The 19,940-nt window shown below is 64.1% G+C and carries 19 protein-coding genes; 11 read left to right on the top strand and 8 right to left on the bottom strand.

Annotation, left to right across the window (positions count from 1 at the left end):
• Nucleotides 1-2 precede the first annotated feature (2 nt).
• On the bottom strand, nt 3-635 hold the full coding sequence (locus tag AB4Z38_RS16255; protein WP_441430664.1) for a hypothetical protein: 633 nt from the start codon (nt 633-635) through the stop codon (nt 3-5).
• 187 nt (nt 636-822) lie between these two features.
• Here AB4Z38_RS16255 and AB4Z38_RS16260 point away from each other — a divergent pair, with 187 nt between their 5' ends.
• On the top strand, nt 823-1,059 hold the full coding sequence (locus tag AB4Z38_RS16260; RefSeq protein ID WP_441430665.1) for a hypothetical protein: 237 nt from the start codon (nt 823-825) through the stop codon (nt 1,057-1,059).
• A gap of 33 nt (nt 1,060-1,092) precedes the next feature.
• Here the strand turns inward: AB4Z38_RS16260 and AB4Z38_RS16265 are convergent, their stop codons facing one another.
• Nucleotides 1,093-3,069, bottom strand: a complete 1,977-nt coding sequence (locus AB4Z38_RS16265; protein ID WP_441430666.1) for an amino acid transporter — start codon at nt 3,067-3,069, stop codon at nt 1,093-1,095.
• Between the two features lie 385 nt (nt 3,070-3,454).
• Between AB4Z38_RS16265 and AB4Z38_RS16270 the strand changes: the two genes are divergently transcribed.
• Genes AB4Z38_RS16270 through kdpC form a run of 4 tightly spaced genes read left to right on the top strand, consistent with a single transcriptional unit; the run spans nt 3,455 to nt 7,987 of the window.
• A complete protein-coding gene (locus AB4Z38_RS16270; RefSeq protein ID WP_231497388.1) occupies nt 3,455-3,535 on the top strand; it encodes a potassium-transporting ATPase subunit F in 81 nt (26 codons plus the stop codon).
• A 6-nt stretch (nt 3,536-3,541) separates the two neighbouring features.
• A complete protein-coding gene (gene kdpA / locus AB4Z38_RS16275) occupies nt 3,542-5,209 on the top strand; it encodes a potassium-transporting ATPase subunit KdpA (RefSeq protein ID WP_441430667.1) in 1,668 nt (555 codons plus the stop codon).
• On the top strand, nt 5,206-7,365 hold the full coding sequence (gene kdpB / locus AB4Z38_RS16280; RefSeq protein WP_441430668.1) for a potassium-transporting ATPase subunit KdpB: 2,160 nt from the start codon (nt 5,206-5,208) through the stop codon (nt 7,363-7,365). Before kdpA ends, kdpB begins: the two co-directional genes overlap by 4 nt.
• A 10-nt stretch (nt 7,366-7,375) precedes the next feature.
• The gene (gene kdpC, locus AB4Z38_RS16285; RefSeq protein ID WP_441430669.1) at nt 7,376-7,987 is read left to right on the top strand and encodes a K(+)-transporting ATPase subunit C; all 612 of its coding nucleotides are present in this window, start codon (nt 7,376-7,378) and stop codon (nt 7,985-7,987) included.
• Nucleotides 7,988-8,016: 29 nt separating this feature from the next.
• Here the strand turns inward: kdpC and AB4Z38_RS16290 are convergent, their stop codons facing one another.
• The 3 genes from AB4Z38_RS16290 to AB4Z38_RS16300 are packed head-to-tail and all read right to left on the bottom strand — an operon-like array spanning nt 8,017 to nt 10,244.
• Complete coding sequence (locus tag AB4Z38_RS16290; RefSeq protein ID WP_441430670.1) at nt 8,017-8,670, bottom strand: hypothetical protein; 654 nt, start codon at nt 8,668-8,670, stop codon at nt 8,017-8,019.
• Nucleotides 8,654-10,033 carry a hypothetical protein gene (locus tag AB4Z38_RS16295; protein WP_441430671.1) on the bottom strand — a complete coding sequence of 460 codons (1,380 nt, stop codon included), beginning with the start codon at nt 10,031-10,033 and terminating at the stop codon, nt 8,654-8,656. The genes AB4Z38_RS16290 and AB4Z38_RS16295 overlap by 17 nt, the downstream gene beginning before the upstream one ends.
• Before the next feature lie 49 nt (nt 10,034-10,082).
• Nucleotides 10,083-10,244 carry a hypothetical protein gene (locus AB4Z38_RS16300; RefSeq protein ID WP_441430672.1) on the bottom strand — a complete coding sequence of 54 codons (162 nt, stop codon included), beginning with the start codon at nt 10,242-10,244 and terminating at the stop codon, nt 10,083-10,085.
• A 324-nt stretch (nt 10,245-10,568) separates the two neighbouring features.
• Between AB4Z38_RS16300 and AB4Z38_RS16305 the strand changes: the two genes are divergently transcribed.
• Nucleotides 10,569-13,211: an ATP-binding protein gene (locus AB4Z38_RS16305; RefSeq protein ID WP_441430673.1), complete on the top strand. Its 2,643-nt coding sequence runs from the start codon at nt 10,569-10,571 to the stop codon at nt 13,209-13,211.
• Nucleotides 13,208-13,885, top strand: a complete 678-nt coding sequence (locus tag AB4Z38_RS16310) for a response regulator (RefSeq protein WP_364536737.1) — start codon at nt 13,208-13,210, stop codon at nt 13,883-13,885. Before AB4Z38_RS16305 ends, AB4Z38_RS16310 begins: the two co-directional genes overlap by 4 nt.
• Here AB4Z38_RS16310 and AB4Z38_RS16315 read toward each other — a convergent pair.
• Complete coding sequence (locus AB4Z38_RS16315; RefSeq protein ID WP_441430674.1) at nt 13,875-15,770, bottom strand: ABC transporter ATP-binding protein; 1,896 nt, start codon at nt 15,768-15,770, stop codon at nt 13,875-13,877. The genes AB4Z38_RS16310 and AB4Z38_RS16315 overlap by 11 nt on opposite strands.
• A gap of 100 nt (nt 15,771-15,870) precedes the next feature.
• Here AB4Z38_RS16315 and AB4Z38_RS16320 point away from each other — a divergent pair, with 100 nt between their 5' ends.
• From AB4Z38_RS16320 to AB4Z38_RS16330, 3 genes are all read left to right on the top strand, one after another.
• Complete coding sequence (locus AB4Z38_RS16320; RefSeq protein WP_441430675.1) at nt 15,871-16,302, top strand: MarR family winged helix-turn-helix transcriptional regulator; 432 nt, start codon at nt 15,871-15,873, stop codon at nt 16,300-16,302.
• A gap of 52 nt (nt 16,303-16,354) precedes the next feature.
• Complete coding sequence (locus AB4Z38_RS16325) at nt 16,355-16,897, top strand: hypothetical protein (protein WP_441430676.1); 543 nt, start codon at nt 16,355-16,357, stop codon at nt 16,895-16,897.
• A 63-nt stretch (nt 16,898-16,960) separates the two neighbouring features.
• Entirely contained in the window at nt 16,961-17,110 is a 150-nt protein-coding gene (locus AB4Z38_RS16330) for a carboxymuconolactone decarboxylase family protein (protein WP_441430692.1), read from the top strand.
• Between the two features lie 55 nt (nt 17,111-17,165).
• On the opposite strand, the gene AB4Z38_RS16335 is transcribed toward AB4Z38_RS16330, so the two are convergent.
• Together AB4Z38_RS16335 and AB4Z38_RS16340 are read right to left on the bottom strand one after the other, a co-directional pair.
• Nucleotides 17,166-17,609: a hypothetical protein gene (locus AB4Z38_RS16335; protein ID WP_441430677.1), complete on the bottom strand. Its 444-nt coding sequence runs from the start codon at nt 17,607-17,609 to the stop codon at nt 17,166-17,168.
• Between the two features lie 62 nt (nt 17,610-17,671).
• Entirely contained in the window at nt 17,672-18,826 is a 1,155-nt protein-coding gene (locus AB4Z38_RS16340) for a hypothetical protein (protein WP_441430678.1), read from the bottom strand.
• Between the two features lie 62 nt (nt 18,827-18,888).
• On the opposite strand from AB4Z38_RS16340, the gene AB4Z38_RS16345 reads away from it, so the two are divergent.
• Entirely contained in the window at nt 18,889-19,938 is a 1,050-nt protein-coding gene (locus tag AB4Z38_RS16345; RefSeq protein WP_441430679.1) for an NAD-dependent epimerase/dehydratase family protein, read from the top strand.
• Nucleotides 19,939-19,940: the final 2 nt, after the last annotated feature.

A 19,940-nucleotide genomic window follows, 5' to 3' on the forward strand; every position in this document is an offset into this window, starting at 1 on the left:
CCTCAGTGTTGGGCGTTGCTCCGCTTGAATCTTCCAGGAACCTCGACGAAATAGACAGACCCCGCCGCAGGAAAGAAGAAGCGGTGCCCTGCGTGTCGGATTGGCTGGTAGTCGTGGCCGAAGGGGTCATGCACCGTGACTCGTTCGAGGTGATCCACGCGGGTGAGGAGGCTACTGACGTCCTGGAGCGTCGCTGGGTGGGTTACTTCGCCGTCCACGTCCAAGACCCATGGCGCGTCTGTGGTCCTGCCGGCATGTTCGAGGTAAAGCATTTCAAATAGTCCGGCAAGGAGGGCTTCCAGCGTTGTCGGGTAGAACCGCTGCAAGGGATGGGCCTGCATGTTCCTCTGCTGGTTGCTCGTCCACGCCTGTCGGAGCCAGCTGAATTCCACAAGCCCGAACGAGGGCCCGAGGCACAGGTTCCTGTCTTTATCCAGGGTGAGGCGGCAGTCGTTGCCTTCCCGGTCAAGGACGCAAGCTGCTTCGTCCACGTACTCGAGGTCTTCCAGCATCGCTGCCTCGGACGGGTAGTAGGTGAACTCACCGATGTCATCGACCACCACATAGTCGTTCGGACGCGTGCCCGGAACCATGGCGCCAGGTGCCGTTCCGTTGGTAAAGCCAATGCGCTTCATGCTTACGTCAGCTCCTGCGGAGACCAGTCCACGGCCCGGGTGGCCAGGAATTCTTTCCTCGATCAGATCACCGAAAGAACCCGTCCCCGCCGGTCTTAACGGTTTCCATACGCCCGCAGGCGAAGAATTAGCACTCTCTTAACGGGCAGGGCTCGAGCATTCGCGGCGGGCATGTCAGACTTCGGCCATGAGTATTGAGCACTGGTGGCCGAAGCTGAAGCTGTCCACCCAAAAATGGCTGATCGAGAACAATGGCGACGCCGTGTCCCCCGATGTGGTTGCCGAGATCACCCGAGTTGGTGGCGTCATTACTTCCGATGCGTGGTGGGTTGGTGAGAATGGGCCTTCGGGGCTCTACTTTTCGGACGAGGCGGTCGACTGGATCGAAGCGGTAGCGAACGGCGAGGTGCCGGAGCGGCCCTGACAGCAGCGCTGCCAGGGCGTCCTACAGCCGCCCTCAGCCCACGTGGACCCACGGGCGTCGGCTGACATCGGGTTCGGCTTCCCGCAGGACTTCCCGGGTGACCGGAGCGATCTCCCCTTCGCCGAGGAACAGGAAGCGAAGAAGATTGATGACCGGGTTGCCCTCGGTCCAGCGGAAGTAGATGTGCGGCATGAGGCCGGTCACGTCGCGGATGTGCAGCAGCACTGAAGCGATGGTGTTGGGGACCACGGGTCCGTGGACTTCGAGGATCTGGTGCCCGTGCCGCACAACGCCTCGGACTTCGAGTGCGGTTTCGAAGTCGGAGGAATCGTCCACAATCACTTCCAGGAAGAGCGCCTGGTAATCCACCGGAATGTGGCTGACTTCGATGGCTGAGGTGAGTTTGTCCCGGTAGGCCTCCGCGGTGAGGCGGAGGGGTTCGTGGGCGATGAGCGCAATCGGGCCGCTCAGGTTGGTGGACATGAATTCCAGCGCCTGGCGGTCCAGATGGACGTGGGTGGCGTGGAGTTCAAAGGAGCGCCGGATCCTGGAAAGCAGGGAGATCACGATGATCCCCACGATAAAGATCGCGGCGATCCGGATGCCTTCGGGACGTTCGAAGATGTTGGCAATAGTGGTGTAAATAAACACTAGGGCGATGATGCCGAATCCAACTGTGCGTTTGCGCTGCCTCAAGCGACGCGCGGAAAGGGTCACCGCCACGGCTGCGGAGGTCATCAGCACCAACACGCCGGTGGCGTACGCACCGCCCTGGGCGTCGACGTCGGCGTTGAAGAGGAAGGTGATCAGGAACCCGATGAGGGTGAACACCAACACCAGGGGGCGCACCGCCCGGGCCCATCCCGGGGCCATTCCATAGCGCGGAAGATACCGCGGGACCAGGTTCAGCAGCCCGGCCATGGCCGAGGCGCCGGCGAACCAGAGGATGGCGATGGTGCTTAGGTCGTAGACGGTGCCGAACCCGACCCCGAGATATTGGTGCGCCAAAAACGCCAGGGCACGACCGTTGGCCTGACCGCCGGCTTGGAATTCCTGATCCGGAATGAGCACGACGGTGGTAAAGCTGGTGGCGATCAGGAAGCAGCTCATGATGACTGCTGCCGTGCTCAAAAGCCTGCGGGTTCCCTTGATCCGTCCGGCAGGGTTTTCCTCGGTGTCGGATCCGTAACCCCGGATCTGGGGCATCACGGCGACGCCGGTCTCGAAACCGGACAGGCCCAGGGCGAGTTTGGGGAACACCAGTAGCGCGATGCCGATTACCATGAACGGGTTTCCGTGCGAAGTCGACAATGCATGCCACCAGTCGCCCACTGCAACCGGATGGGCGAACACCTCCACAAAAGTTGCGAACACGACAACGACGTTGAGGCCCAGATAGACAATGACGAGGACGACCGCCACACCGATGGCTTCTTTGAATCCGCGGAGGAACACAGCGGCCAGCAGGGCCAGCAGGAACACCGTCACCAGGATGTTCTGTCCCTGGAGCCAGCCCGGGGCGAGCGGATTCTGGATCGCGTGGGCCGTGGCGTCCGCGGCCGAGAGGGTCATGGTGATCATGAAGTCCGTTGCCGCGAACCCGAGGAGCACGAGGACGAGGAGCTTCCCGCCCCAGCGTGGCAAGAGGCGCTCAAGCATGGCGATTGATCCCTCGCCGCGGTGGCTTTCCCCGGCGACGCGGTGGTACACAGGCAGGGCGCCAAGCAGCGTGACGGCCACCAGCACGATGGTGGCCAAGGGGGAGATCACTCCCGCGGCCAAGGCTGCGATGGCCGGCTGGTAGCCCAGGGTGGAAAAATAGTCGACGCCGGTGAGGCACATGACCTGCCACCACGAATGCTTCTTCAGATGGGAATCGCCCACCGCGCCTGGGCCTTGGTGCGATCCTTTGGAGTCCTGCAGTCCGAACAGCAACCACGTCCGCAAGGAAGACATACCACCGGGCCGTGGTGCCGAAGGATCAGCCGGGGGCCTGCTCAGGGTAGTCATGGTGTCCTTTCCGCGCGACGCGCAGGCACCGCGATCATTGCTGAAGATAGCACCGACTACAGGTGTTTTCGCTGGTTGAAGCCGATCTTGATGAATCCTTAACGTCGATGTCCCGGAAGTCGCGTCGCACCTGTTAAGAATCCGTCAAGATTCGGCCCTGCCGTGTTAAGGAACCATCAGGAACCGATTTTCGCGGCCTGCCAAGGAGTTGACTGACATCAGCCCCGCAAACGGGGCGCGGATGAAAGGACGTTCCAGTGGCCGACGTGGCTGTTGTGGGGATCTTCGTGGTGTCCATGGGGATCGTGATGTGGATTGCCCACCTTCTGGGCAAAATCGTCGACGGCGATGGGCCGGTGAACGGGCAGTGAGCGCGGACGCCGTGATGTGGTTGGTCCTGTTCATTGCAGGCCTGTGTTTGTTCGGCTACCTGCTGGCCGTCTTGATCCACCCGGAAAAGTGGTGATTCCGGATGGTTTTCAGCATTGCCTCCTTCGTCACCCAGGTGGCCGTCCTGCTCTTGCTGTTGGTCTTGGCGCACAAGCCGCTGGGCGTCTACCTTGCTCGCGTATTTGAGGGCAAGAAGTCCACTCGTGTAGAGAGGCTGTTCTACCGGTTGTCCGGGGTGGACCCTGACGCCGAGCAAAAATGGTCGATCTACCTGCGCAGCGTGCTGGTCTTCTCGGCAGTATCCATCCTGCTGGTGTTCCTGCTCCAGCGGCTCCAAGGCGTGCTGCCCGGAAGCAATTCCCTGCCTGGCGTGGATCCGTGGATCGCCATGAACACGGCCATCTCCTTTGCCACCAACACCAACTGGCAGACGTACGTTCCGGAAGCCACGGTGGGCATCTTCGTGCAGATGTGCCTGCTGGCCGTGCAGAACTTCCTCTCTGCCGCCGTCGGAATCGTGGTGGTGGTCGCCCTGATCCGCGGCATCGCGCGGACCCGGACGGACAGGCTGGGGAATTTCTGGGTCGACCTGGCCCGCACCTCGTTCCGTGTACTGTTTCCGATGGCTGCGCTCGCAGCCATTGTGATGGTGCTCGGCGGTGTGGTGCAGAATTTCTGGTCCACCGACGTCGTGAACCAGGCAACAGGTGTCACCCAGACGATCCCGGGCGGTCCGGTAGCGTCCCAGGAAGCCATCAAGATCCTGGGAACCAACGGCGGCGGCTACTTCAATGCCAACTCGGCCCACCCGTTTGAGAACCCGAACGTCTTCATCAGCATGTTCGAAGTCTTCCTGATCCTGCTCATCCCCTTTGCTTTGCCGTACGCCTATGGGCGCATGGTGGGGGACCAACGGCAGGGCTACACGGTGGCCGCTGTCATGGGTACGCTCTGGCTGAGCTCCACCGCTCTGATGGGCTGGGCCGTTGCCTCCGCCCAAGGAACCGCGACGGCGGCCGCCGGAGGTTTGGGCGAGGGCTTTGAACAGCGCCTCGGCGCGGCCCAGAGCTCAATCTTTGCCACGGCCACCACTCTGACATCCACGGGGGCCGTCAACGTCGCCCACGATTCCCTGCCGCCCCTGGCCGGTGGAGTCGCCATGGTGAACATGATGCTCGGCGAAGTGGCCCCCGGCGGCACGGGATCAGGGCTCTATGGCCTGCTCATCCTTGCGATCGTCTCCGTGTTCATTGCCGGGCTGATGGTGGGCCGCACACCGGAATTCCTGGGCAAGAAAATCGGGCCCCGGGAAATGAAGCTCGCGGCGATGTATATCCTCGTGACGCCCACCGTGGTTCTGGCCCTGGCCGGGATAACCGTCCTTCTTCCGGACGCCGTGGCCAATGCACCTGCCTCCGGACCGCACCAGTTCAGTGAAGTGCTCTACGCGTTCACCTCCGGCGCGAACAACAACGGCTCGGCGTTCGGCGGGATCACCACCTCCGGACCGTATCTGTCGGTGATGATGAGCCTCGCCATGCTGCTGGGCCGCTACCTGCCTATCGTGCTGGTGCTTGCCTTGGCGGGTTCCCTGGCCAAACAACCCAAGATCCCGGCGTCGTCCGGCACGGTCCCGACCCACGGCTGGCTTTTCGGCTCGCTGTTGCTCGGCGTCACAGTCATCATGACCGCCTTGAGCTACTTCCCGGCCCTTTCCCTGGGCCCCCTCGCAGAAGGACTCCTCAAATGACCAAGTCCGGCACGGCAACTACCAAGTCCAACACGGCATTAGCCCCGGACACCGCCGCCCAGACCTACGCGGACGGCAATCCCCTAGGCACGCCAGGGGAGCACAAACACCACACCAAGGCGCCGGCCAAGCTGGACTTTGCCAGCATCCGGACCGCCCTGCCGGTTGCGGTACGGAAGCTGGGGCCACGCCAGATGATCCACTCTCCGGTGATGTTCACCGTGCTGGTGGGGGCGGCTCTCTGCACAGCCATCTGCATTCTCAAACCAGCCGTGTTCGGCATCTCGGTGACAATCTGGCTTTGGCTGACGGTGCTCTTCGGAACCCTGTCCGAAGCCATAGCGGAAGGACGGGGCAAGGCCCAGGCAGACAGCCTCCGGGCCAGCAGGAAAGGCGTTGTTGCCAGGCTTCGGCTGGAGGACGGCACCCTCAAGGAAGTGCCGGGAACGGAACTGCGGAAGAACGACGTCGTCATTTGCGAAGCCGGGGACGTCATCCCCTCCGACGGCGAAATCATCGAAGGCCTGGCGAGCGTGGACGAATCCACCATCACCGGTGAGTCGGCGCCCGTGATCCGTGAATCCGGCGGCGATCGCTCCTCGGTGACCGGCGGTACCAAGGTCCTTTCGGACCGAATCGCCGTTCGCATCACGGCTGAGGCGGGTGAAACGTTCATTGACCGGATGATCAAGCTCGTGGAGGGCGCCGTCCGGCAAAAGACGCCCAACGAAATCGCCCTCCACGTCCTCCTTGTCTCCCTGACCATCGTGTTCCTGGCAGTCACCATGAGTTTGGCGCCGTTCGCTTCCCTGGCGGGGGCAACTCCATCGCCGATCGTGCTTGTGGCGCTGCTCGTCTGCCTGATCCCCACCACCATCGGGGCGCTCGTACCGGCCATTGGCATCGCCGGCATGGACCGACTGGTGCAGCACAACGTCCTCGCCACGTCCGGCCGCGCCGTGGAGACCGCCGGAGATATCACGACGCTCCTGCTCGACAAGACCGGCACCATCACCTACGGCAACCGCCGGGCGGTCAACTTCTTCCCGGCCCACGACGTCGACCGGACGGAACTCATCGAAGCAGCCCGGCTTTCCAGCCTGGCCGACGAAACACCCGAGGGACGCTCGATCGTGGAACTCGCAGCGGAAAAGGGCGTCAGCGGCCCGGACCTGGCTGCCCTCCTGAAGGGCTCGGAGGACTTCGCCGTCGTCGAGTTCAGCGCCAGCACGCGCATGAGCGGCCTGGACCTGGACGGGCGGAAGATCCGCAAAGGCGCCGCAGCCGCCGTCGCAAAATTTGTCGCAGACGCCGGGGGCCACACGCCGGCCGAAGTCGACCACAAGGTGCAGGAAATCTCTGCCCAGGGCGGCACCCCGCTATTGGTGGCCGGCGTCGGGCACGACGGCGAAGCCCGGGTCCTGGGCACCATCCACCTTGCCGATGTGGTCAAGCCGGGCATGCACGCCCGCTTCGCCGAACTGCGCCGGATGGGCATCCGGACAGTGATGATCACCGGTGACAACCCCATCACCGCGAAGGCGATCGCCGCAGAAGCCGGGGTGGACCACTTCGTCGCCGAAGCCACCCCGGAAGACAAAATGGCCGTGATCAAGGAGGAACAGGCCGAGGGACGGCTCGTGGCCATGACCGGCGACGGCACCAACGATGCCCCCGCGCTGGCCGCGGCGGATGTCGGCGTAGCCATGAACTCGGGTACACCGGCCGCCAAGGAAGCTGCCAACATGGTGGATTTGGACTCGGATCCCACCAAGCTCATCAACATCGTGGGCATCGGCAAACAGTTGCTCATCACTCGCGGCGCCCTGACCACGTTCTCCGTGGCGAACGACGTTGCAAAGTACTTCGCGATCGTTCCGGCCCTGTTCACTGGCGCTTTTCCTGGGCTCGGGCTCTTGAACATCATGGGCCTGGCTTCGCCGTCCTCGGCCATCCTGTCCGCGGTGATCTTCAATGCCTTGATCATTATTGCCTTGGTTCCGCTCGCTCTGCGCGGCGTCAAATACCGTGCAGTCTCGGCAAACCAGGCCCTGGCCAGGAACCTCGCGATCTACGGCCTCGGCGGACTCGTGGCTCCTTTCATCGGGATCAAGCTCATCGACCTGCTCATTTCCCTCATCCCCGGCATCGGCTAGGAGCAACCTCATGAATACCCTTCCCGGCTATCTTCGGCAAGCAGGAACGGCCCTGCGGTTCCTGATCCTGGCCACCGTTGTCCTCGGATTGATCTACCCGCTGGTGGTCTTCGGTATCGGGCAGGCCGTTGCGCCGTTCCAGGCCAACGGCTCCATTGTGAAAGACGCGGCGGGCAAGCCTGCCGCCTCGGCCTTGATCGCGCAGGTTTCTGCCGATGACACCGGTATCCAGAACCCGCTGTGGTTCCACGCCCGTCCCTCGGCGGCCAAGTGGGACCCGGGAGCATCGACCGCCAGCAACCTGGGTCCCAACGATCCCAAGCTGCTCGACGCCGTCAAAGCCAACCGTGCTGCCATCGCCGCCGCAGAGGGAGTGAAGGAATCCGACGTCCCCGCCGACGCCGTGACGGCGAGTGGTTCCGGGCTCGACCCGCAGATCTCGGCAGCCTATGCCCGCCTCCAGATGCCCAGGGTGGCCAAGGCGCATGGGCTGAGTCCCGAGACGGTGCAGGCGATGGTGGACCGCCGCACCGTCACCGGACTTGAGGCCTTCCTTGGGCAGCCGTCCGTGAACGTCACGGAGCTGAACCTGGACGTGGCCGCAGCGGCGCCGACCAAGTGACCGGCAAGTGAAGTTGCTGCCGCCCCGGGTCAGGGAGCTTGCAGTAACGAGGTGAGTTTGTCCTGGGACTGTTCGACCGGCGGCGCGTGGACAGGGACGGCCAGCGTGATTCTCGTGATGACGTTCTTCGAGGCTGATTCAAGGACATATTCGATGCTTGAAGACAACTGGTTCCGGGCATACCAGGCGCGTTCGCCTGCGCCCTCGACGGGCTTGGGGGACATCATGAGGCGAGGCAGTTCCATTTTGCTCAGGGCAGCCGTGTCCGGGTATACGGCCGTGGAAATGGTCAAGGCGTTGCCCGGATCCGGGTCCTGCCCACCAGGCACACCCACCAAGCTGAACGTGCAACTCGTTTCCTTCACGCCTTGGGTTTCCGTGACGGATTGCACGCCCGGCTGGATCTGCGCCGCAATGGCTCCAAGCTTTTGTCGGATCTCGTCTGTGCCAGGCACGTTGCAGGCCTGCGAGTCGGGGGTCCCGATGATCCTGCCGTCCATGGCCGTCGTGCCCGGGGAAGCCGTGGCATCGGTTCGTGGAGAGGCCAGGGCGCTGGCTGGTGCCGGACTGGTTGGGGGGCCACTTTGCTCCGGGCCGCCTTGGCAAGCAGCAAGCAGGAGCCCGGCAAGAGCAACGGAGAGCGGAACGGCCCAAATGCGGACGCGCCTACCAGAAGATGTCATAGCCTACTCCCATCACAATCCGGTCCCCGGCCTGGGCGGTGTGCATGAACTGCAGCAAGTCCGGATCGTTGAACGCGAGGCAACCCCAAGTGGGTTTGCTGTTGCCGTGCATGAAGATCGCGAATCCGGCGTTCATGACGATGGGCGAGTCCGGTGGCCGGTTGTAATTGATGACCACTCCCTGACGGTAGTCGTGCGTCGGCCGGGTCGCGAAGTACCACATGTTCTCGTCCGGGAAAATGTCCGAGCTGGATTCGAAGTACTGATTGTAGTTCGCATTGAGCCTGCCGCCCCACCGCGAGAACGGGTTCAGCGTCCGGTAGGACAGTGCCGTTCCGGGGTTGCCGAGGCCGAATGCTTCGGTCACGGTGAACGAACCTGTGGGCGAAAACGCCTGCCAGGTGGGGCCGGTCGCCACGCCGGGTCCGGCGAACCCCGACTCCCCGGCGGAGCCGATCGCACCCCACTCCTTCACGTACCGCCCGTCACCGGGCCTGCGGACGCAGGTGATCATCGATACCTGGGTCGAACGGTAGGCGTCCGCTATCGCCAAAGACACTCTTTGTGCCCCGTTGCTCGGGTACTTCACCGCGCCGGAGTTCAAGGCGGGGCAGTACCCCGCGGTGGAGATCGTGTACCTGACACCTCCACCGTTGATCCACTGAAGCTGTCCGAACTGGAAGCTCTGGCTGCAGTTCCCGGCCGCGTCGCAGGCCTCGCGCGTGACCGGGTACCCGATGACGCCGTCCTGGGAATGACGGGAGTCGTAGAAACTCCCAAGGCCGCCCCATACCGGCTGGGTTCCGGCGCCTATCGCAAAGTAGATCTTGCCCCGCGTGAACTGTTGCGAGCAGCCGCCGAACCGCAGGCCGCACTGCTCGTCACCGTGCGGCGCGCCGAGATAGCCGCTGTGGCCGCCGAGGGACTGGTAACGGCCGTTGATGGCGCCCCAAACTCCGAACGTCCCGTACCCCGGGACGAAGTAGATCCACCCCCGCTGGAATTGCTGCAGACAGACCCCTTCAGGCAGTCCGCACTGCTCGTCGCTGGTCGGGTAGCCCAGGCCGCCCGTGTCTGCGGCGAGCTGTTGGTAACGGCCGTTGATAGCGCCCCAAACTCCGAACGTCCCGTACCCCGGGACGAAGTAAATCCACCCCCGCTGGAATTGCTGCAGACAAGCCCCTCCGGGGAGATCGCACTGTTGATCCGCAATCGCCGGGCCGAGTCCGCCGGCATCGCCGCCCAGGCTTTCGTGCTTGGCACCGATCGCACCCGGGACGGCAAAACCAGATGCCTGCACGGTTGTGGAGGAAGGTGCCGGGCCGGCTGACGTGACTGGCGAAGGCTCGATTGTCTTTGGCAAGGCGGTGCCCGGCGTCGGCGTTAGTGCCGGAGCCGCCGTAGCGGAGGGACTAGTCGGTCCGGGCTGGGGTAGCGCCGTCGGTGATGGCGACGGCGTAACCGGCACCTGCGAGGGGACGCCGGGCGCGGGAACCTGCGGTGCCGCGGAGGCGGAAGATGACGGCGGTGCTGTTGGATCTGCTATGGCCGGGGTGGGCAAAAGTGCCAGGCATATGCCGATTGCTATTGCGGCCCCGAATCGATGGAGGCCCGGTGTGCGGGGGAATTGGAGGTGTCCGCGCCCCGTGGAAATCCCGGGGTCGTCTTGTACGCCAGTAATCGCTTTCTCCTTCACCGCCACACTCAAACCGAAGCCACGGTCGGCAAGGACAGTGGCCGCGGTGACGCAGCCGTAAAGAGAACCATCCCCCGAGGCACATGTATTGCTGATCGTGAGAATACCTTCCCGAAAGTTCCCCGGCAGGCAGACGCGCCGGTCAAATCGGCTGGCTTTCTCGCGGGCAACCAGCGCATTCAACAAGTGAAAGAATGACCACATGGCAAGGGCAACGCTGCGCATTTTCCTCGGGGCAGCCCCGGGGGTAGGAAAGACCTACGCCATGCTTGAAGAAGCCCACCGACTGAGCGGGCGTGGCGAAGACGTGGTGGTGGCTTTCGCCATGGACCATGGGCGCAGTGACACCCGTGCCTTGATGGACGGACTGGAAGTCATCCCGCCGCACAGCATCGCGTACCGGGAGACGGCGTTCGAAGAGATGGACCTCGACGCAGTTTTGGCACGCAAGCCGCGCACCGCCGTCGTCGACGAATACGCCCACTCGAATATCCCCGGAAGCCGCAACGCCAAGCGTTGGCAAGACGTCGAGGAACTGCTCGACGCCGGCATCAACGTCCTCTCCACCGTCAACGTGCAGCATTTGGCATCCCTCGGTGACGTCGTGAGTGCCATCACGGACGTCCGGCAGGCGGAGACAGTGCCCGACGGCGTCGTGCGGCGTGCCGATCAAATCCACCTTGTGGACATCTCACCGGAGCTGTTGCGGCAACGATTGGGCGACGGCAAGATCTATTCGGCCGACAAAATCGACGCCGCGCTGTCCAACTATTTCCGGATGGGCAACCTGACGGCATTGCGGGAACTGGCGTTGCTGTGGCTGGCCGACCGGGTGGACGAAGGGCTCGCGAAGTACCGTTCGGAACAGGGGATCGAGGCGAGCTGGCCCGCCCGCGAACGCATAGTCATCGGCCTCACTGGCGGGCCCGAAGGGGAGGTCCTCGTCCGCCGGGCCGCCCGGATCCTGAAGCGCGTCAACGGCGGCGACTTGCTCGCGGTGCACGTCCGCGCCGCCGATGGCGTGGCCTCGGAATCTCCCCAAGCGCTGGAAGCCCAGCGCCTGTTGGTCCGGGATTTGGGCGGCAGCTACCACACCGTCGCAGGGGAGGACCCGGCGAAGGCCTTGCTTGACTTCGCCCGCAGTGTGAACGCGACGCAGATCGTCGTCGGGATTTCCCGACGCCGGAGCCTCGTCGCCCGGCTGACCGGAAGGGGGATCGGCAACCGGGTGGTGCGCGACTCCGGCGATATCGATGTGCACATGGTTTCGCACCCCTTGGGTGGCCGGGGAGTCGACCGCCCGCGGCAGCGGGACCTTGGCCGCACCAGGGTGATCGTCGGGTTCGCCATGGCGGTGGTCCTTCCGGTTCTTTTGCAGCTCCTGCTCGCCGCGAGCCCTTCCCACAGCATCGCGACGGCGGCGCTACTCCAGCTCACAGGCTCGGTTGCCGTGGCACTGGTCGGCGGGTTGTGGCCCGCCCTGCTCGGTGCCCTGTGGAGCAGCCTTTTGGTGAACTTCTTCTCCATACCGCCCGTGGGAACACTGACCATCAGCGACCCCGAGAACATCCTTGCCTTGCTGGTCTTCGTGGGTGTTTCTGCTGCTGTGGCCGCCGTGGTGGACGTATCGGCCAGGCGCTCCAAGGAGGCAGCCCGTGCCCGTGCCGAGGCCACCACGCTGGGCGATCTCACGCGGGGGGCATCGAGCGCCGAGGACACCGTGGAAGGACTCTTGAACCAGGCCATCGACGTGTTCCAGATGCGCGGTGCGGCACTTTACAGAGCCGTAGGTTCCACCGGCGCGGCGGCCACCGGCTGGCGCCTCGTCGCGAAGGCCGGAGAGGCCGCACCCCTTCCTCCCGACGGCGGCGAAAACACCGAACAGATCGACGCCGGAACCCGGCTGGTCCTGTCCGGCCGCATCCTGCCAGCCAGCGACCGCCGTTTGCTCAGCGCCTTCGGCGCGCACCTTTCGGCCCAGCTTGAGCGGCGACAACTGGCAGCGAGCAGACGCGAGGTCATGCGCTTGGCCGAGAGCAACACCATGCGCACCTCCATCCTGCGCGCCGTCTCGCATGACTTGCGGACTCCGCTGGCCGGGATCAAATTGGCCGTGGGCGGCCTGCGGCAAAGCAACGTCCATTACACACCCGAAGAAGAGCAGGAACTGCTGGCAACCATCGAAGAATGCTCGGACAGGCTCGACGTCCTCGTGGGGAACCTCCTGGACATGTCCCGCATTACCTCGGACTCGGTGAACGCACTCATTCGCCCGGTGCGCTGGTACGAAGTGATCCCGGCCGCCCTCCATGGCGTACTGCCGGGGCGGGTGCGCGTCGACCTGCCGGGAAACATGCCGGAGATCGACGCGGACGCCGGGATGCTGGAACGCGTCATTGCAAACATCGTGGAGAACGCCATCAAGTACGCGCCGGATTCCGACGTCGTGCTGGTGGGAGCCGCGGGTGGCTTCAGTTCATCGACCCTGGACGGGAGGCCGTCCGGAGAACTGCGCATCATCGACCACGGCCAAGGAATCCCCGCCGAAAGCGTGGTCAGGATGTTCCAGCCATTCCAGCGGCTCAACGACGTTCCTTCCACCACCGGGGTTGGCCTGGGGCTCGCCGTTGCCAAGGGATTCACGGAAGCGATGGGAGGCACGCTCACCGCGGAGGAGACTCCGGGCGGTGGCCTGACCATGGTCATTCGGCTTCCGCTGTCCACAGGCGTCGCGTTCCCGAACGAGGAGGCGCAAGCTCCCATGGAAGCGCAATCGGTTCTTTTGGAGCGCCGCCACGCGCCGCCGTCGGGCGGTTCAAGTAGCGCCTCCAAGGAGGCGAGATGAGCAACGTCCTGGTAGTGGACGACGATCCCCATATCGTCAAGGCGCTGCGGATTACGCTCCAAGCCCACGGTTACACCGTAGCCACCGCGGCCGACGGCGAATCAGCCTTGCGCTCTGCAGCCCAGCACCCGGTGGGCGTCTTGATTCTCGACCTCGGCTTGCCGGACATCGACGGAACCACGGTCATCACCCGCTTGCGTGAATGGAGCAGCGTGCCCATCCTGGTCCTCTCCGCACGGCACGGCTCCGACGACAAAGTCGAAGCCCTCGACGCGGGCGCAGACGACTACATCACCAAACCGTTCGGACTCGACGAACTGCTCGCGCGCCTCCGGGCGATCCTGCGGCGCACCGCAGATCCGGGCGAAGAAGCCCCTGTGCTTGTCACGGAATCGTTCACTGCGGACCTTGCCATGAGACGTGTGACGCGCGACGGCGAGGACGTTCGACTGACGCCGACGGAGTGGAGGATCCTGGATCTCTTCGTGCGGAATCCCGAGAAGCTGATCACCCAGCAGCAGCTCCTCAGCGAGGTCTGGGGCCCGGCCTACGCCAAGGAAGCCAATTACCTGCGCGTGTACATGGCGCAGCTCCGGCGGAAACTCGAACCGGAGCCCGGGAACCCGCGCCACCTGATCACCGAGGTCGGGATCGGGTACCGGTTCATGCCCTGAGCGTGGCTCTCAGGGCTGGAATGCCTTGAGCTTCAAACTCCTTGGTGTCTCCCGCCTCGGCGAGCCGCGCATACGCGCCGCCGGCATCACGGAGTTCGCCGGGCGTTCCGAACTCCACGATGGCACCCCGGGCCAGCACTGCCAGCTGATCCGCCTTCTCCACCGTGGAGAGCCTGTGGGCGATGGTGAGCGTAGTCCGCCCAACCGCCAGCCGGTCGAGCGCCGCCTGGACCTGGGCCTCGGTGGCGTTGTCCAGGGCGGACGTAGCCTCGTCGAGGACCAGCACCTTGGGATTGCGCAGGATGGTTCGGGCAATGGCCAAGCGCTGCTGTTCTCCTCCGGAGAACCGGTGGCCCCGGGCGCCGACCATGGTGTCCAGGCCGTCGGGCAAGCTTGCGATCAGGTCCGCGATCTGCGCCGAGGCAAGCGCGCTCCACAGCACTGCGTCGTCCGCGCCGGGTGCGGCCAGCAGCAGGTTTTCCCGGATGGTGTCGTGAATCAAGTACGTCTCCTGGGACACCACGCCCACGATTCTCGTCAGGTCCTCCGGGGCGATGTCGCGCACGTCCACGCCGTCAATGGTGATCCGCCCGGCGGTGGCATCATGCAGGCGCGGGACCAGCGAGCCCAGCGTCGATTTGCCGGAGCCTGTGGGGCCGACGATTGCGGTGCTGGTGCCGGCCGGAAGCGTGAGGTCGACGTCGAGCAGAACGTCAGTGCCGCCGTCGTACGCGAAACGGACGCCGTCAAAGCGGACCTCGCCGCGCACTGCGCTCGGGTCCAGCGGGACGGGCCGTGCCGGGGGAGTGATCTCGGGAGCCAAGTCCAGGTATTCAAAGATGCGGCTGAACAGGGCCATTGCGGTGACCCATTGGACGCCGAGATCCAGCAAGCTCATGACGGGGCGGAAGATGGCGCCTTGCAGTGCGGTGAACGCCACGAGCGTGCCGATGGTCATGCCGCCGCTGGTGACGGGCAGTCCGGCGGCGAGGTAGATCAGCGCCGGGATGGCCGAGAAGATGATGCCCATGGTGGACATCCGCCAGCGGCCGGCCAGCTGGGAGCGCATCTCCAGGCCGATCAGCCGTTTGGAGCTTTCCGTGTAGCGGTGGGCGTCGCGCTTGGTGGTTCCGAGGGTTTTGGACAGCCTGACGCCGGAGACTGACAGCCCTTCCTCGACTTGCGTGTTCATGGTGGCCAGTTCGCTCTGCAGCGTTGACGTGATGCTGCGCCGGAGCAGGGCCACCCGGCGGGTGAACCAAACAGCCGGTGGAATCACTATCAGCGAGAGGAGCGAGAGTCCGGGTGAAATGGCCACCATGGCGATGGCCGTGGCAATGGCCGTGGTCAGGTTGGACGCCACACCGGTCGCGGTGGAGGTGATGACTTGCTGCAGGCCGGAAATATCGTTGTTCAACCGCGACTGCACCTCGCCGCTGCGGGTCCGGGTAAAGAATCCGAGCGATTGCTTCTGCAAGTGGGTGAACAGTCGCGTGCGCAGGGTATGCATGATCTTCTGGCCCATGCCCGTGGTCATCCAGGTCTGCAGCACGCCAATAAGCGCGGTTGCAGCGGCCACGGCGATCAATCCGGCGGCCAGCCATGCGAGAAGCGGCAGATCCTTGCCGGGCAGCGCGACGTCGATGATGTGGCGGACCAGGAACGGCTGCGCCAGCCCGATGATGCTGGAAGCGCTGATGAGAAGCACGACGACGGCGATGGTCGCCTTGTGCGGGGTGAACAGCCCGGCGATCCGTTTGAGGCTCACGGGGTGCTGTTTCAACTGAGTGCGGTCCGCGGGATTGAGGCGGGCGGGGCCGCGGCCGGGATTTCGGGCTCCAGCGCCCGGTCGATGGGGATTTTGGGTGAGGATGTTCTCCGTCATAAGCACCACCTCCAGTGGCGAGCGGGGCGCGGAAATCGCGCCTACTAATACAGAGGTTACCTCACTATGTGGTAACGGGTCAAATTGCTAGACTGGCGGCATGCACTCACAGCCCTCTGATTCTGCCGACCTTGGCGATCTCTTCCATGCCGCTTTCCGGGGGCTGCGCCGGACCTGGGCCGAGCAGCTGTCTCCGTGGGAGCTGACGCCGCACCAGTGGCGGGCGCTCATGACGCTCATGCGCCCGGCGCCCGGGGAGCCGATGCGACTGAAGGACCTGGCGGAACGGCTGCGCATTGCCCCGCGTTCGGCCACGGAAGTGGTGGACCAGCTCGAGGTCAAGGACCTCGTCCGTCGCGATCCGGACCCCACGGACCGGCGGGCCACGCTTGTCGCCGCCACACCAGCCGGCCAGCAGCTTTTTGCGAAAGTCAGTGCCGAACGTCGCGGCAAGTCGTCCGAGTACTTTGCCCGACTCAGTGCAGAGGATCGCGCCGAGTTGGCCCGGATTCTGGGGCAGCTCGGGGGTTGAAGCCAACACCGCCTCTCTCCCAAGTTGCCGCAGAGTAGGTAGAGTCGAAGCCATGACTCGCCGGAAGGTTCCAGCTGCCCTCGTCGCGCTCCCTTTCGCGTTGTGCCTGATCGCACTTGCGCCAGCGGGGACTGCAGGGGCCGCCCCCTGCGATTCTCAAGGCCTTCTGGGTGTGGTTGGCATGTGCTCTCCCGGCAGCTCCCCGTCTCCCCGGCCGTCGGGCAAAGCAAGCCCGTCCGCCACGGCTAGCCCACCGGTACAACCGCAACCCCAGCCCGATCCCGGCGTCGCGGTTCCTCCGGGTGGCGCTCCGACGCCCTCGCCGGCGGTGACCGCCGAACCGGCGCCCGCCCAGGTGGCGCCACCCGGCACAACCACCGCTGCAGTGCCGTCGCCGATCGTTTCCAGTCCGAGCCCCTCTACGCAAAATTCAGCCTCGGCTGCGGCTGCCGCTCGGATCGACCCCGGCTCGCCTGCCCAGAGCGACCATCCCATCGCTCCAACCGTCTCAGTGGCTGGAATCCTTGTGGCCTTCGGCGGAACCCTGATTGTCGCGGGCGGAGTGGTGGGCCTCAGAAGATATCCCCCGCTCTGATCCGGGACCCTGGAGTTCATCGGGAACCAGGTAATAGCGGACCCTGAAGGTGGACCCTTCCCCCTGAACGAATCACTAACAAGGAGTCTCGCGAAGGCCAACGGACTCAGCGAGGCTGAATTGAGCGAAGCGATTACGCACCTGGCGTTCTACGCGGGCCGGCCGAAGGCGATGTCCGCCATGGCGGTCGCCAAGCAAGTGTTTGCCGAGTAGCCAAGTTCACGCCAGGGGCGCTTGGCGCCCCCGCTTTCCCGGTTGCTGCGCGAAGTCAGGCCTGCGGGGCCTGCCCTTGGAGGGAGGCAATCTGTGCACGCGCGGCTGCGATGAGCTCCTCATTAGTGTTGGCGTGGCCGTTGAGGCCCCAGCCGCCGTCGGGTGCTTCCGTAAGCAGGACCCAGGTCCGATCGGGCAGTGTCGGATCCGCGGCCGCGGTCGCGACGAGCGCGGTGAGCTGTTCGACCAAATCGAGCTGCTTGTCACGGTTCAGGGCGCCCGCGTTCGTGAGCACCTGGACGCGCACGTAGTTGCTGTCGCCGTCGACATTCGACAGATCCCCCTCGGGGAGTTCATGGATGAATGCCGCCGTGTTCTTGCGGAACATCGGGATATTCGGCACCTGCTCCACCCGCATCACGGTCGATGCCAGATCAACGGCGAGCTGGTGTTTGTCGGCAAAAGTCCCTGTCGTGGCGTACACGTCGATCATGGGCATGATGCTTCTCCTCTTCGATATGGGTCAAGGGTCATTTCTTGCGCCATCCTTGCACTTTGATATCACTGTGTCTTCCTCCGGGCCATCATTTGCGGGTCGTCTGGCTTGACGTCCTTGGAAGTGCGGTTCTTCGGCCGGTGCGGCATGACCGGTTCGGACGCGAAGCGTCGCGGGCCGCTCCACATTGAGGGCGGGGCGTCGATCGCGTAGGCAAGGGCGTATGCGACCTTCTCGTAGTTGACTCTCCAGCCCCTGAAGTGGGGCCACGCTTGTTCCGCCGTCACCTCAACCGGGTAGTCGACGGTCCGCATGAGCTCAACGGCCGCTTGAAAGTCTTCGAAGTTCACGTCGAGTTCGGAATCGGGATCAGGGTCTTCCTCGACCGGGATACGAATAGCCCTCGCCACCTGATTCAGGCAGGTGAAACCCATCCGAAGGACCAGCCGCGCCCGGGTGTTCGGGGCAGACCCCGGACTCAAGGAAAGCTGCAACGCGGCAGCGTCCATGACGCTGAGGAGGGAGTTGAGCCAGTTCGATTGCGGCGAGGGTGAACGGAACCACACCAAGGTGAGGTAGGTGCTGTGTGATTCGGCGACATCCGCGGCCCATCGCTCCCACCTTTGGTAAAGCTCGCTGAGTTCGCTGGTGCTGGTTTGAGCGGCCATGCCAAACCGTGTCCGCACCAGAAGCTCCGGTCCCCATGAGGGTGAACCTGCCCGCGATACCAGAAGCGTTACCTCGGCCTCCCGCCTGTTGAAGGCCGCATAGAGGGTCGGCAAGTAACCGATCTGCAAAGCGATGACAATCAACCCGGTATACGCGGCGACGTAAACCAACACCGTATTGCCGACATTCGATGGCGCAGCGTAGCCAAGCGTGAACATCGCGGAGCCGGCCTCGCTTGCGGCTTGCCAATAGTCACCATCGACGAAGGGAAGGAGCAGGAGGCTGAACGACAAGTCGAACACGATCACCCAAACCAGCAGGCGGACGAAGAGCGCCATCGGAGACTGCCAGGCAAGGATCCGATCACGCGCTTCGTACGAGGTGACGGGTTTTGTGATGGCAAAGAAGATTTTCGCAGTGACCACATGGGTCACCCGTGAAAGGTTGCTGTGCAGCGGACGTGGCACGATCAGCGTTCCGATCACACTCATCCAGTTCAGGAGCAACCCAAGCAACCCGACTGAAAAACACGCCCACACGAATACTGTCAACAGACTCTTTCGACAATGTCGGACACAAATTCAGCTATTGTCCACCGGAAAGGACAAAGCTGGTGAGGCTCGTATCATTCATTCCACGCCCGGATCTTGTCAAGGGTGATGGGTTCCGTCGTGTTGAGGTATGCGACGTCACCAGCAACGCATGGCGGACAGCTCAGGAGATAACCATCGTGGCAAGCCAACTCATCCTCGGCGCGGGACCCATTGGCGGGACGCTCGCGAGGCAACTCACCGCCCGTGGCGACCAAGTCACGCTTGGGACCCGCAGCGGCACTACGGTCCCCGGCACGACTCCAGTGAAGCTGGATGCCAGCAACCCTGCCGCCGTCACGCAGGCTGCGCGCGGAGCCGACACGATCTTTGTGTGCACAAACCCGCCGTACACCAACTGGGTAGCCGACTGGCCACCGATCTTCGACGCCGTGATCACTGCCGCCCGCGACTCCGGGGCCGCGCTTGTGCTCATGGGTAACCTCTATGCGTACGGACCGCCGGCCGGTCCTATGACCGAGCACTCACAGCTCGCCACCACCGAGAAAAAGGGCCTGGTACGCAAAGCGGGTTGGGAGAAAGTGCTCGCCGCGCACGAACGCGGTGAAATCCGGGCCGTTGAGGTTCGGGCCAGCGACTACTTCGGTCCTGGGGCTACGGGGATGTCGACACACCTCGGCGGGGGCTTTTTCGAACCACTCTTGGCCTCCAAAACGGCGCGCGTCGTTGGGAACCCGGCACTAGAGCACAGTTGGAGCTTCCTTCCCGATATCGCCGCGACACTGATCGCAGCTGCCGACCATACGGGCGAATGGGGGCGTGCCTGGCATGTGCCGAGCGCATCCGTCCCCCGCTCGGAAATCGTGCGGCAGGTGAACGAGCGGTGGGGCGTGAATGGCCGGGTCGCTTCGATCCCGCGATGGTTGCTCAGGGCCCTCGGCGCAGTTATTCCCATGATGCGCGAGGTCTCGGCTTCAAGCTACCAATTCACGATGCCCTTCGTGATCGAATCCACGGAGACACAGAAGATGCTGGGTGTCACGGCAACACCGTGGGACCACGCACTGGAGGTCACTGTGGACAGCTACCGTAAGCCCTCAACGAGCAGCTAGGG

This window comes from Arthrobacter sp. 2RAF6 (assembly GCF_052115205.1).
Classification (GTDB): Bacteria; Actinomycetota; Actinomycetes; order Actinomycetales; family Micrococcaceae; genus Arthrobacter.

What these genes read in the sequence shown, in the direction of transcription:
- AB4Z38_RS16290 (WP_441430670.1), bottom strand. Translation starts at nt 8,670, where the DNA reads ATGACATCTTCTGGTAGGCGCGTCCGCATTTGGGCCGTTCCGCTCTCC.
- kdpC (WP_441430669.1), top strand. Translation starts at nt 7,376, where the DNA reads ATGAATACCCTTCCCGGCTATCTTCGGCAAGCAGGAACGGCCCTGCGG.
- AB4Z38_RS16335 (WP_441430677.1), bottom strand. Translation starts at nt 17,609, where the DNA reads ATGCCCATGATCGACGTGTACGCCACGACAGGGACTTTTGCCGACAAA.
- AB4Z38_RS16305 (WP_441430673.1), top strand. Translation starts at nt 10,569, where the DNA reads ATGGCAAGGGCAACGCTGCGCATTTTCCTCGGGGCAGCCCCGGGGGTA.
- AB4Z38_RS16320 (WP_441430675.1), top strand. Translation starts at nt 15,871, where the DNA reads ATGCACTCACAGCCCTCTGATTCTGCCGACCTTGGCGATCTCTTCCAT.
- AB4Z38_RS16325 (WP_441430676.1), top strand. Translation starts at nt 16,355, where the DNA reads ATGACTCGCCGGAAGGTTCCAGCTGCCCTCGTCGCGCTCCCTTTCGCG.
- AB4Z38_RS16315 (WP_441430674.1), bottom strand. Translation starts at nt 15,770, where the DNA reads ATGACGGAGAACATCCTCACCCAAAATCCCCATCGACCGGGCGCTGGA.
- AB4Z38_RS16310 (WP_364536737.1), top strand. Translation starts at nt 13,208, where the DNA reads ATGAGCAACGTCCTGGTAGTGGACGACGATCCCCATATCGTCAAGGCG.
- AB4Z38_RS16300 (WP_441430672.1), bottom strand. Translation starts at nt 10,244, where the DNA reads ATGCCTGGCACTTTTGCCCACCCCGGCCATAGCAGATCCAACAGCACC.
- kdpA (WP_441430667.1), top strand. Translation starts at nt 3,542, where the DNA reads ATGGTTTTCAGCATTGCCTCCTTCGTCACCCAGGTGGCCGTCCTGCTC.
- AB4Z38_RS16255 (WP_441430664.1), bottom strand. Translation starts at nt 635, where the DNA reads ATGAAGCGCATTGGCTTTACCAACGGAACGGCACCTGGCGCCATGGTT.
- AB4Z38_RS16260 (WP_441430665.1), top strand. Translation starts at nt 823, where the DNA reads ATGAGTATTGAGCACTGGTGGCCGAAGCTGAAGCTGTCCACCCAAAAA.
- AB4Z38_RS16265 (WP_441430666.1), bottom strand. Translation starts at nt 3,069, where the DNA reads ATGACTACCCTGAGCAGGCCCCCGGCTGATCCTTCGGCACCACGGCCC.
- AB4Z38_RS16270 (WP_231497388.1), top strand. Translation starts at nt 3,455, where the DNA reads ATGTGGTTGGTCCTGTTCATTGCAGGCCTGTGTTTGTTCGGCTACCTG.
- kdpB (WP_441430668.1), top strand. Translation starts at nt 5,206, where the DNA reads ATGACCAAGTCCGGCACGGCAACTACCAAGTCCAACACGGCATTAGCC.